This window comes from Vibrio sp. JZG120 (genome assembly GCF_053890955.1).
Window position 1 is genome coordinate 149895 of the sequence record NZ_JBSRRK010000001.1, and the last position, 11940, is coordinate 161834.

The 11940-nt window shown below is 46.5% G+C and carries 11 protein-coding genes and 1 pseudogene; 9 read left to right on the forward strand and 3 right to left on the reverse strand.

Features of this window, described 5'->3' with window-relative positions; translation table 11 throughout:
• Window positions 1-2: 2 nt before the first annotated feature.
• From ACWPOD_RS00705 to ACWPOD_RS00720, 4 genes and pseudogenes are all read left to right on the forward strand, one after another.
• Window positions 3-212 carry a hypothetical protein gene (locus ACWPOD_RS00705; protein WP_456231421.1) on the forward strand — a complete coding sequence of 70 codons (210 nt, stop codon included), beginning with the start codon at window positions 3-5 and terminating at the stop codon, window positions 210-212.
• 155 nt (window positions 213-367) lie between these two features.
• Window positions 368-1339, forward strand: a complete 972-nt coding sequence (locus ACWPOD_RS00710; protein WP_104970249.1) for a leukocidin family pore-forming toxin — start codon at window positions 368-370, stop codon at window positions 1337-1339.
• Window positions 1340-1474: 135 nt separating this feature from the next.
• A pseudogene (locus ACWPOD_RS00715) lies at window positions 1475-1814 on the forward strand (LysR family transcriptional regulator); the annotation flags it as partial.
• 50 nt (window positions 1815-1864) lie between these two features.
• Window positions 1865-2257: a VOC family protein gene (locus ACWPOD_RS00720; protein WP_456231422.1), complete on the forward strand. Its 393-nt coding sequence runs from the start codon at window positions 1865-1867 to the stop codon at window positions 2255-2257.
• Between the two features lie 101 nt (window positions 2258-2358).
• On the opposite strand, the gene ACWPOD_RS00725 is transcribed toward ACWPOD_RS00720, so the two are convergent.
• Complete coding sequence (locus ACWPOD_RS00725) at window positions 2359-2580, reverse strand: hypothetical protein (RefSeq protein ID WP_005481464.1); 222 nt, start codon at window positions 2578-2580, stop codon at window positions 2359-2361.
• A 123-nt stretch (window positions 2581-2703) separates the two neighbouring features.
• Between ACWPOD_RS00725 and ACWPOD_RS00730 the strand changes: the two genes are divergently transcribed.
• Window positions 2704-3231, forward strand: a complete 528-nt coding sequence (locus tag ACWPOD_RS00730) for a TetR/AcrR family transcriptional regulator (protein WP_046873835.1) — start codon at window positions 2704-2706, stop codon at window positions 3229-3231.
• A gap of 44 nt (window positions 3232-3275) precedes the next feature.
• Here the strand turns inward: ACWPOD_RS00730 and ACWPOD_RS00735 are convergent, their stop codons facing one another.
• Entirely contained in the window at window positions 3276-4226 is a 951-nt protein-coding gene (locus ACWPOD_RS00735; RefSeq protein WP_456231423.1) for a helix-turn-helix domain-containing protein, read from the reverse strand.
• Window positions 4227-4410: 184 nt separating this feature from the next.
• On the opposite strand from ACWPOD_RS00735, the gene ACWPOD_RS00740 reads away from it, so the two are divergent.
• The 4 genes from ACWPOD_RS00740 to ACWPOD_RS00755 all read left to right on the forward strand — a co-directional run bounded on the left by ACWPOD_RS00740 (window position 4411) and on the right by ACWPOD_RS00755 (window position 9373).
• Window positions 4411-5823, forward strand: coding sequence for an ethanolamine ammonia-lyase subunit EutB (locus ACWPOD_RS00740; RefSeq protein WP_456231424.1), 1413 nt, complete (start codon window positions 4411-4413; stop codon window positions 5821-5823).
• The gene (gene eutC / locus ACWPOD_RS00745; RefSeq protein ID WP_456231425.1) at window positions 5816-6700 is read left to right on the forward strand and encodes an ethanolamine ammonia-lyase subunit EutC; all 885 of its coding nucleotides are present in this window, start codon (window positions 5816-5818) and stop codon (window positions 6698-6700) included. Before ACWPOD_RS00740 ends, eutC begins: the two co-directional genes overlap by 8 nt.
• An 11-nt stretch (window positions 6701-6711) precedes the next feature.
• Window positions 6712-8115 carry an ethanolamine permease gene (gene eat, locus ACWPOD_RS00750; protein WP_456231426.1) on the forward strand — a complete coding sequence of 468 codons (1404 nt, stop codon included), beginning with the start codon at window positions 6712-6714 and terminating at the stop codon, window positions 8113-8115.
• Window positions 8116-8302: 187 nt separating this feature from the next.
• The gene (locus tag ACWPOD_RS00755; protein WP_456231427.1) at window positions 8303-9373 is read left to right on the forward strand and encodes an NAD(P)H-dependent flavin oxidoreductase; all 1071 of its coding nucleotides are present in this window, start codon (window positions 8303-8305) and stop codon (window positions 9371-9373) included.
• Between the two features lie 31 nt (window positions 9374-9404).
• Here ACWPOD_RS00755 and ACWPOD_RS00760 read toward each other — a convergent pair whose 3' ends face one another.
• On the reverse strand, window positions 9405-11885 hold the full coding sequence (locus tag ACWPOD_RS00760) for a GH92 family glycosyl hydrolase (protein ID WP_456231428.1): 2481 nt from the start codon (window positions 11883-11885) through the stop codon (window positions 9405-9407).
• Between the last annotated feature and the right edge of the window lie 55 nt (window positions 11886-11940).

Below are 11940 nucleotides of genomic sequence, written 5' to 3' on the forward strand. Positions count from 1 at the left end.
TTATGACCCGTTTACCTGCGTTTTCTTTCTCAATATCTGAGCCGGGCGGTAATGAAGCTTCGTCAACGTGGCCGACTGCTATTCACTTCCCCCTCGTTCCAGCTGGGCCAGAGTTTTCGCTCGAAAATGCTCTGCCTAAACGTCCGACAGTGACGATATTCACTATCGATCTGTCTCAGTTACTTAAAGGGGATGCTCGGGTCATTCATTAACTGCATCGAAACAGCCAACGTAAGTTGGCTGTTTTTTTTTCATTTCTGGGTGTAGGTCAAATTATTGATAATGTGAATCGTTTTCGTTTGATTGTTGCTACTTGTTCAATGTGTTAGCTTAAATTGGGACTGTTCCCAAGTAAGGTAATAAAATAATGAATAAGAAAATACTGCTTCCCTTAATGTTAGGGATTTCCGCTACTGCCGCTGCTTCTGATAACAAGGTTGTAGAAAGTGTCTTGATTGATGACATCGCGCTAGAAGGTTACGTGAAGAAAAGCTATGAGGTCGTGATGCAAAGCGAGCCTGAGCTTTTCCCGTACGCGTTTCGTGGTAGCCGTGTGCAAATGAAGTTACTGGTTGAGTTATTCCATAATTCAAAGAACGACAAAAAAGCGGCTCGCGTGATCACTCTAGGGAATGGTTATGTACCAGGTAATCCGGGTGTAAAACACACTTACGATGCTGCGATTGTGGACCGTTTTACTCAAAACTACCCAGTCGCGTTCGACTACAGTATCTATCAAGCTGGTGGCACGCCGGTATTTAGTGAGGATTACTCACCGCAAAACGAAGCCAATGATGTTTCCGTATCGACAACCACGGTTGCTCCGTCTATCGGCTTAACCGCGACTGCAACACCGGGCTCAGCACCAAGTTTTTCTGGCTCGTTGACGACCGACCTGGGTGTGGCTTATACGTCTCGCTACTCAAGTAAGGATTACGTCACCGCAGCCAAACCAAAAGCTTCCATGGAACGCGGTATGGGCGTTAAGTGGACCACCTCTCTTAGCCAAATTTACACCAACGATTACCAGTACTACGGTAAATGGGCGGGCGTTTACCACTACACAGGTTGTTCAAACGAGAACCTATTACCAGAAGAGAACTTGCCGCGTTTGATCTACGGTTTCAAACCGAAATTTCAGTACGTGTTCACACCAGAATTTGAGCGCGGAGAAGAGCCAAAAACGGAGATGATCGCACGAGCGGGCATGAAAGAAGTTGAAGAAGGTTTCTCTCGCAATGCGTGTAACTGGTACGATCAAGGTACAACTAGCCACTACACTGAGGCACAAATTCGCTTCACGATTGATTGGGATAAGCTCACCGTTATCACTCAATAAACGTTTCACTTATCAGACCTAAGGTTTGTGGATTGTAATGCGGCTCTAGTAGCCGCATTTTTTATGGTCGAAACCTGATCGCAAGCGCATTAAGTCTTTAAGCCCAGCATCGCGCCGAAAATGACCAATCCCGCCCCACATGATTGGGCGGATTGGCAGCAATCAACACGTTGTGAAACCTTCAACGGCAACACTCAGCAATCATTTGCGCATTTTTATTTTTGCATACAAGCCATCGGTGGATGGCTTAGGCGCGGCGATGGGATCGTATCCTTTTGTTATAGAAGATATTAAGCGCGGTAATTTGGTCACGCCATTTGTTTTTGTGCTATCAGGTTGCAATTATGTTTTATTGAGCCAAGATAAAAAGCGTACAGAACTCGAACATAAATTCATCACGTGGTTACAAACGCAAATGGTAGAGTGTGTAACACTGCCATCGCAGCAAAATACGCAAGGCGAACAGAAGGCGTAGAGCGTGATTACGTCAGTCAGTTTGATGGAAAAGGGCTTAGGAAATTGGAAATGGAAAACCTCAATATTGTTGAAATCAAATCATTTGTTCCAGCGAAAGATTACGCGCTCTCAAAACGTTTTTATGAGGCGATAGGCTTTGATATGGCGTCAGACTTCGGTGATATGGCGTCAGACTTCGGTGATGTGGCGTACTTCTCTCAAGGTAGTTGCGCGTTTCTTTTACAGAATTTTTATGAGCCAGAACACGGCAACAACTTCATGATGCACTTGCTTGTAGAAGACGCAGAAAGCTGGCATCAGCACTTATCCAAAGTGGGCCATGAGGAATTTGGCTCGCGTTTGACTGAGCTGGTCGAGCAACCTTGGGGCATGCGCGAATGTTGTTTGTTTGACCCTAGTGGCGTTTTATGGCGAATCGGTCAGAACATGAATACTGACTAACGCCAGTCCTCTTTTCAGAACATCTATATCGCGCAGGTATTGATATCTCGATACCTGCGCGTTTTGTTTTTTGCTTAACCTTGCCAACGTTTCTCGCGCACTCACGCCTTTTTCGAGGTGGTGTGCGATGGACTGACCCCAAAAAGCTCCTCAAGCAGCATGGCTTTGAGTTCCGCCCGGACTTCTGCCCCACCGATTAACGCCAAAAGTGCGAGTCCACCTGGGATGAGAATCACCATCAATATGGGTCTTAAAATATAAGAAAAGCAGAATATGGTCGGCAAGAAAATCAATCCTTGACCTAGTTTGTTTAATACGTACATGAGCGATTCCTTTTGTTTTTATATAAAATTGAGCGTGCTCATTTTTATAATTGAGCGTGCTCAATTTGTCAATGTCAGCCGCTCAAGGTATGATCCTTTCAGGCTCATTAAGCAGATACATCAATGACGAAGCGACAACAAACCAGAGACAAAATCCTAAAAGCCGCGTGGGCATCTTTTGCTCAGAATGGCTATGACATGACGACCACAAGGCAGATTGCGAGAGAAGCAGGAGTCGCCGATGGTACGGTGTTCAGCCACTTCCCGACTAAACTGTCGATTTTGCGCGAAGGGATGCTGGCGCAACTGCAACAGATCAGCCAAGAAACGCTAGTCAGTGTGGAAGGTAAGACAGATATCGACATTGGTTTGGCGCTGACGGATAAATACTATCGCTACTATTTTGCGAACGTCGAGCTGAGCCGAGCCTTGTTGAAAGAGGTGATTTGGGATTTGGATTATTACCAGTCGTTTAACCAAGCTTTGTTTGAATCTTCAAGCGGAAGCTCTGTTCTTGAAGACAAGATGCCGTTGATTTTTGACTGCTACTTCATGACGCTAATCGCACATTTGAGCCGTGCAGAACCGGATGTTGAAGCGGCACTTGAAGACCTTCATGCTAAGTTTCAGAAAATCATTGCGACTACATAAAATAGCCCCAACGCAGGAGCTGAAAGAATATACTGCCTGTCATTTTATTTGCTGGACTCCCATTTTCTCGTTTCAGTTGGCGTCTCACCAAATAGCCGCTTGTAGCTTTGACTGAACTGCCCGAGATGAAAAAAACCAAAGTCAAAAGCGATTTCTGCAATTGTTCGATTATCTTCAGGGCTTTGTAGCACTCTACGTACTTGATTCAGCCGCATTCGGTGTATGAATTGCTTTGGCGAAGTATTACAGCAATGTTCAAAGGTGTACTGCAGTGTTCGGCGACTGACGTGCACAGCGTCACACAGTTCACTGACGGTGATCGGAGTTCGGTAGTCTAAGTCGTGTAGCTGTTGCTTTATGCGGTGCATCACATGCTGACGATGAGAGATTGATATCGGGTGGATTGAGTTTGGTGAACTGATTGAGAACAGTTCGAGTACGATGTCTTTTAAAACCACCTGATGTGTGCTGTCAGACCATCGCGACTCAGTGGTACCGAGCAAAATACCCAAGTAGAATTTAAGTTGTTGAATGTGCTTTTCTGTTGGTCCCGCTAAGTGCGGTGTGTTGCAGCCGATACCGTCTAACTCAAGCTGTTTTTCTATGATTTGAACCAGTTTTCTGTCGAGTACTATTCCATAGATAGAAAACTGCTCCGGTGTCATTAACTCAAAATCAGCGCCACCTTGTCTAAGCAAAAGCTGGCTTGCATTAAACTGACTGTGATTTAGGTGTAGCGGCTTATTTTCCGCACTCAAGCCCAACCAAATTCCTCCCTCTTCAACCCGGCATTGCTGTCTTAGTGAGCGGTTACTGTCTTCAAGAAATACATGGAAATTGGGAAATCGTCGTTCTCGAATTTGACCTAAAAATCGGCCATCGCTGAGTTGATCGTATTCCTGTTGCCAGTTTATTAGGCTTGCAGCTTGTTGGTTTGCATCCTTTGTGTGATGGATGCACAGCATTGGTGCGGTTTGGGGTGTTTGGTCACTCATCCTTGTGATGCTCATTCCTTTTTTGTGAGTCATGTTGGAGCAGTTTTTATGTAACTCATTGTTTATTAGTGTTTTATAAATGTTGCCAGTTTTTGATAACGCTACGGAACACATTTGGCAATACTTTCTTAAAGCTTATTGATAGTTCAGCAAAAAGCGAACCAAATAGTGAAGAGGAAGAGCAATGACGGCAACTTATCGTCGGCAACAAGGAAGTAAAGTCTATACCTTTAAGTCATTAGCTGACTTGATGGCGAAAGCGACACCGGAGCGATCAGGCGATGCATTAGCTGGGGTTTGTGCTCAGTCAGCGGCAGAACGTGTAGTCGCACAAATGGCGCTGTCTGAGTTACCACTTAAAACGTTTCTTAACGAGGCGGTTATTCCATACGAAAGCGACGATATCACTCGCCTAATTATCGATACGCATGACCTTGAAGCCTTTAAACCGATTGAGCACTTGACGGTCGGAGATTTTCGAAATTGGCTGCTGAGTGAAGAAGCCGATGGTGAAACGTTGGCTAAAATTCGTCAAGGTTTAACACCAGAAATGGTGGCCGCAGTCAGTAAGATTATGCGCAACCAGGATTTGATTCTCGTTGCTAAAAAATGCCAAGTTGTCACGGCTTTTCGGAATACGATTGGTTTGCCGAGTCGCCTGTCTACTCGCTTACAGCCGAATCACCCCACTGATTCTCTCAACGGTATCGCAGCGACCATTTTTGATGGTCTGATGTACGGAAATGGCGATGCGGTTATCGGTATCAATCCGGCAACAGATAATGTGCCTCAAGCTATCAAGTTAATGAACTTAATGGATGAGGTGATTCAACACTATCAAATACCGACTCAGTCTTGTGTGTTAACTCATGTAACGAACACGATCGAAGCCATTGAAATGGGTGCACCAGTCGATCTCGTTTTTCAGTCGATAGGCGGCACGCAAGGAACGAACGATACCTTCGGAATAGACCTATCAATTTTGAAAGAGGCCCATGAAGCCGCGTTGTCTTTGAATCGAGGTAGTGTAGGAAACAATGTGATGTATTTTGAAACCGGACAAGGTACAGCGTTGTCTGCGAATGCATTTCATGGGGTCGATCAACAGACTTGCGAAGCTCGTGCTTATGCTGTCGCGAAACAGTTCGATCCTTTGTTGGTCAATACAGTCGTTGGGTTCATTGGCCCAGAGTACCTGTTTGATGGCAAACAGATCATTCGTGCTGGGCTTGAAGATCATTTCTGTGGGAAGCTGCTTGGTTTACCTATGGGTTGCGACATCTGTTACACCAATCATGCCTATGCCGATCAGAATGACATGGATAATTTGCTGACACTGTTAGGTGTGGCCGAGTGCTCTTTCATCATGGGTATTCCAGGGTCTGATGACATCATGCTCAACTATCAAACTACCTCATTTCACGATGCCCTTTACGCAAGAAAAGTACTCGGTCTGAAGCCAGCTCCAGAGTTTGAAAAATGGTTAATGGAGATGCAAATTTTCGAGAGCGTGCAAGACGTTCGGTTAAGTGAGCAAATCTCTCGCTCGTTTTCGGGAGCAATTAACCAACTGAATAAGGGGTGTTCTCATGGGTAAAGTAATCACCATTGCTCAGTCCCCACAAGATGAGTCTGAAGTTGTCACACACAACCCTTGGGGCAAGTTACGCGACTTCACCTCTGCTCGGATCGCTCTGGGTCGTAGCGGGAACAGTGTACCAACCAACGAGTTACTCTCATTTCAGCTGGATCATGCCCAAGCTATGGATGCAGTGCATTGCAGTTTGAATATTGAGTCTCTCGTTGCTGGTTTGTCGGACTCTTACTCGATTCTTGAAAATACCATAGAGCCTCCAGTGGTAGTGAGCAGCCAAGTGAGTGATCGGCTTATGTACCTGCAAAGGCCCGATTTAGGAAGGCAGCTCGATGAATCTTCTTGGCAAACGCTCAACTCGATAGCAAATGAGCATAACACTGACATTGATCTTGCGATTGTTATTGCTGATGGACTTTCTTCCGTCGCAATTCAAAACCATGCAATGCCTGTTGTTACTCGATTGATTTCTCTTTTAAGCGCTGATGATGAACATCAATGGAAATTCGCACCTATCACAATCGTAAAGCAAGGAAGAGTGGCGGTAGGGGATGATGTTGGTGAATGTTTTAACGCTAAGGCCGTGCTGGTTTTAATTGGAGAGAGGCCAGGTTTAACTTCTCCGGATAGCATGGGTATGTATCTCACTTGGGGGGCTAAACGAGGCTCTAAAGATTCCCAAAGAAACTGCATTTCCAATGTGCGCCCTCAGGGGCTCAATTATGACGATGCCTGTGAACGCGCATTTTACTTGCTCAAGGAGGCTCGAAAATTACAACTGTCAGGAGTGAACCTGAAAGATCGCTCCGACATCAATGAGCCAAGAGGCGCAAGCGTTGAAGATAAACACAGCGACAACTTTTTAATTTTATCAAAGTAGAAGGATTTACTATGTCTAAACATCAGGAGTACTTGGCCAAAAGGCAGCTAAAAAGAGGCACCGCAGGTTGGATTTTACTTGCTGGCTTAGGTGTCTCGTATGTTATATCTGGTGACTTTGCCGGTTGGAACTTTGGCATCGCTCAAGCAGGATGGGGAGGCTTTCTTATTGCTGCTATCGCGATGGCAGTAATGTATTTCACGCTAGTATTGTCTTTAGCTGAAATGTCTGCGGCTATTCCTGCTGCGGGTGGCGGTTACAGCTTCGCAAGACAGGCGATGGGGCCGACAGGTGGCTTTTTCACGGGCTTATCAGTTTTGATTGAATATGCGCTCGCACCTGCTGCGATAGTAATTTTTATTGGCTCAGCAGTGAATGAATTGGTTGGTATCGATGGCCCTGTTGTTTACGCACTTTTCTACGCCGTCTTTATCGCTATTCACATGGCAGGGGTTGGCGAAGCTCTCAAAGTAATGATGGTCATCAGCGGTTTGGCTGTGCTAGCTATTCTAATCACTGCTGCTGTGCTTATTGGTCACTTTGATGTGAACAACTTATTCGATATTGCTCCGGTGACGGCTCAGGCAACAGAAATCTTGCCGTTTGGGTGGTATGGCGTATGGGCGGCGTTGCCATTTGCAATGTGGTTGTTTCTTGCGGTTGAAGGTGTACCTTTAGCTGCAGAGGAAGCAAAAAATCCGGCAAAAGATGTTCCAAAAGGCATCATTGGTGCGATGTTGTTTTTATTACTAACCGCAACTCTAGTAGTCGTTCTTTTGGCTGGTGCGGTTGGTTCAAAGGTCATAGGCGATAGCGCGGTGCCATTAGTTGACGCGCTGAAGCTTACAGGCAATTCAACGATAGCAATGGCCGTGAACTTACTTGGATTGGCTGGTCTTATCGCTTCTTTCTTCTCTATCATTTATGGTTACAGTCGCTTGGTGTTTGCGCTTTCCCGCGCGGGTTATTTGCCGCAAACTTTGTCATTAACCAGTGACAAAAAAGTGCCTTCTCGTGCGCTTTTGGTTCCGGGCGTTTTTGGGTTCTTGGTTTCTCTTACGGGGGAGGGGGACTTAATCTTGGCGATGGCTGTTGTCGGTGCGACGGTATCGTACGCATTAATGTCCTTGAGCCATATTTTATTGCGAATTAAACAGCCGGAGTTAGCTCGCCCATATAAAACGCCTGGCGGGGTAATCACTTCGAGTATTTCTCTGGTGCTTTCTTTGATCGCAATGACAGGTGTTTATGCTTTTGATCCCTCAGCCTTCTTCATGACAATGGGATTGTTTCTTATCGGTGGTGTTTATTATGGTTTATACAGCCGCAACAAACTGGTGGCAGCAACCGCCGAGGAAGAGTTTGCCATGCTGTCTGTAGCAGAGCTAGAGCTTGAATCAGATGTCGTACGATAGTCACTTTGATTCTTGTTATTCAGCATATTAAGGGAGCCATAGGCTCCCTTTGTCATTTCTATCAAAAGTGCATAGCGCACAAATGCATCACTTTAACTTTATAAGTGGTTAATCATGTGAAAGTCTAGTCTGGATAACGATGGCGCAGATCCATCACAGGTAAAGGTTAAGTTTTCAAGGAAAGGTCATGATAAATAAGGTATTTAATACACTTTTGGGAACAGAGTTACCGATTATTCAAGCGCCAATGGCCGGTGTGCAAGACAGCAAAATGACCATAGCCGTCAGTAATGTTGGCGGACTTGGCTCGTTACCTTGTGGAATGCTGAACAAAGACGCCATCGTAAAAGAACTTCAACTTATCAAACAAGCAACCAAAAGAACGTTTAACCTCAACTTTTTTTGCCATGAAATGCCGGAGTATGACGCCAACAAGCACGAAAAGTGGCAAAAAACGCTCCAACCGTATTTTTCCGAGGTTGATGCAACCGTTCAGGCTCAGCCAAACGCTCCGACAAGGATGCCTTTCAATCATGATATTGCTGACGCGATTGAACCATTTGCACCGCCAGTGATCAGTTTCCACTTTGGTTTGCCAACCGATGACTTGTTAGCGCGAATTAGAGGCTGGGGAGGGAAGATCCTTTCGACAGCAACCACGGTGGATGAAGCACTGTGGCTGGAAGCAAAAGGCGTTGACGGCATTATTGCTCAAGGCTTGGAGGCTGGTGGACACCGAGGCATGTTTTTATCGGATGATTTAACTACTCAATTAAGTCTGATGGCGTTATTACCACAAATCGCCAAACGGGTGAATTTGCCTGTTATTGCAGCAGGAGGAATTGCCGATAGAAACGGTGTACAAGCCGCGCTAAAGTTAGGAGCAAGTGCCGTGCAGGTTGGCAGCGCCTATTTGTTGTGTGATGAGGCAAAAACCTCGTCTTTACATCGATATGCGATTGCCAGTGAGCGCGCGCAGCATACGGCGGTGACTAATGTTTTCTCGGGCAGGCCAGCACGAGGCATTGTGAATCGAGCGATGTCGGAGCTAGGCTACATCTGTGAGTCTGCGCCGAAATTCCCATACGCCTCCATTGAAATGGCTCAACTAAGAGCGCTTATGGAAAAGCAAAACCGAGATGAATTCACACCGTTGTGGTGCGGACAAAACTCGTCGGGTTGTAAGGAAATATCGGCGGCAGAAATGACATTGTCATTAGTGGAAGGGATTGATTTGAGCTTGTGTTCCTCAGACTGATTTGGCCTGAGGAACACATTTCAAGTGAAGCTTATTGAGGCGCTTTCATCGCTTCTGATTGATCGCCCGTCATCACGAAGTGCAACTCACCATCCGGTTTGAACTCGGAATGGTCGAAGAAGAAACCGTTATCCAAAGCTTTGCCATTGATGGTGACAGACTTGATGTACATGTTGTCATCGGCGTTGTTCTCTGTGGTGATGGTGAACGTGCCGCCTTTCACCGGAATCACTGCTTTGTCAAATAGCGGACGACCCACAGTGTAAATAGGTTCTGCTGCGTTCACTTGGTAGAAGCCTAATGCAGACATCACATACCAAGCGGACATGGCGCCCACGTCTTCGTTACCAACTACGCCTTCTGGGGCAGCGAAATACATGTCATCAAGAATGTGGTCGACGACTTGTTGCGTCTTCCATGGTTCTGCGGTCCAGTTGAATAGGTAAGGAATATGGTGTGAAGGCTCGTTACCAAACGCAACTTGACCAATCAAACCAGACATATCCGGTGTTTCAGTGCCTTGGCTTTCTGCGGTGAAGGTTGCTTCTAGGTTTTTCTGGAACTCAGCATCGCCACCCATGATGGTTTTTAAGCCCGCGATGTCATGCGGTACAAACCAAGTCCACTGCCACGCGTTACCTTCGGTGTAGTTGCCTGTCTCGTGTTCTGTGCCGTATGGGTCGAATGGCGTCATGAAGGTTTCATCAATCATCACTGGGCGCATAAAGCCCGTCACGCCATGTTCTGCGTATTCTGTTGGGTTGTAATCGAAGTATTTTTTGTAGCCTTTTGAGCGTTCAAGGTATTGCTCTTCCGCTTTAGTATCACCGGCTGCTTTGGCGATTTGCGCGATAGCCCAATCGTAGAATGCGTTTTCCAGACCGTAAGAAACAGACTCAACCGTGTAGTCTTCAAATACTGGCTCACCATCGACACGTTGGATAGCAGGCGTGAAGCCGTTTTTCTCAATGTAATCGATGTGCTTGGTTAAAGTGCGCTCCAAGACGCCTTGATCCCAATCGGCTTGCAGCGCCGGGTAGTTGTCGTAAGTCGAAGAGTCGATCGCGGCTTTCAGCGCTAGGTCTTTCTCTTGTTGAGTAAACTCTTCTGGGAATTTGGTGATCGCATCCGCAATCACTGCTACCGCTGGATAGCCGACCATGGTGCCTGTTTCGTCACCTAAGTGCTCCCATTTCGGCAGCAAGCCGCTTTCAGTGTACTTCTGAACTAGGTTCTTCGCGTATTGCACCGCGCGGGTTGGCTCTGTGATGGTTTTTAGTGGGTGTAATGCACGTTGGGTATCCCATAGAGAGTAAACCGAGAAGTTTGGTTGTTCTTCCGTTGCTTGACCATAAGCGATGGAGTATTCCCCTTCGCCTTCACGAATTGAGCCTTTGCCCATGCCTCGGAATCGACCATCTACGTCTTGGTGCACCATCGGCGCAATTTTTGTGTGGTAAAGCGCGGTGTAGAAGATCTCTTTCTGATCTTCTGTGCCCCCTTCGATAGAGAAGTTGAGCGCTTTTGCCCATTTCTCACGTGCGTTGTTGCGCGCAGTATCGAAAGAGACATTCGCTTCGGCATCGTAGTTGTTTTCTGCGCCTTGTGGGTCAACCGCAGATAACGCCACTTGCGCATTCAACTCTTGTGAGCCTTCATCTTCAAATTCGATGTAGGCAGTGACGTCCGCTTTGACACGTTTGATAGCATTGCCTTCATCATCGTAAATCAATTCAGAAACGTGCTCTGCCGTTAGGCCGTCAACAGGCTCACCATTGGCAAGGATGTAGACGTCTTTGATCTTCTTATCGAAAGTCGCATAGAAGAAGATTTTTTGGTTTTTCGCCCAGCCAGAGAAGTGCGCTGCATCGCGCTCGCCCGTGATGGTATGGCCATCTTCGCTCACCGTTAGTTTGTTGCGCAGAGAGGTCGAACCCCAGTCACTGTTAAGGATGGAGTTGAGGTCAATCTTCAAACGTTGTGGTTGACCTTGCGGGTAGGTGTAACGATGGAAGCCGACACGTTCAGAAGCCGTAAGCTCAGCTTTGATACCGTTCTCTGCAATTTTCACCGAGTAGTAACCCGCTTCTGCCACTTCTGAGGTTTTGTCCATCTTGACCGAAATTGCTTCGCGGTAGTCGTCGCTGTCTTCGATGTATTTAGCTTTATCTTCGGTAAACGGCAGGAACAGAATGTCACCTAAGCCGCCCATACCCGTGCCAGATAGGTGAGTGTGGGAGAAGCCAAATAGGGTCTTTTTATCAAAGTGGTAACCTGATGAAGAGTGCCAGCCGATCAGCTCGGTATCTGGAGAAAGTTGCACCATGCCTTCTGGCACAACAGGACCCGGGAAGGTGTGTCCGTTAAAGCCGGTACCAATGAATGGGTCGACGTATTTTAGGTTGGAAGTATCGACGCTTGGTGAGGTGTTATCGTCGTCATCGTTGCAGCCAGCCAAACCAATAACACTTGCAATTACTGCGGTGGCGATAGCGGTTTTCGTAAAGTTCATAATCTTGATTCCTTAGGCAGGAAGCGCATCACTTCCTGCCACTGAGTTAATCTAT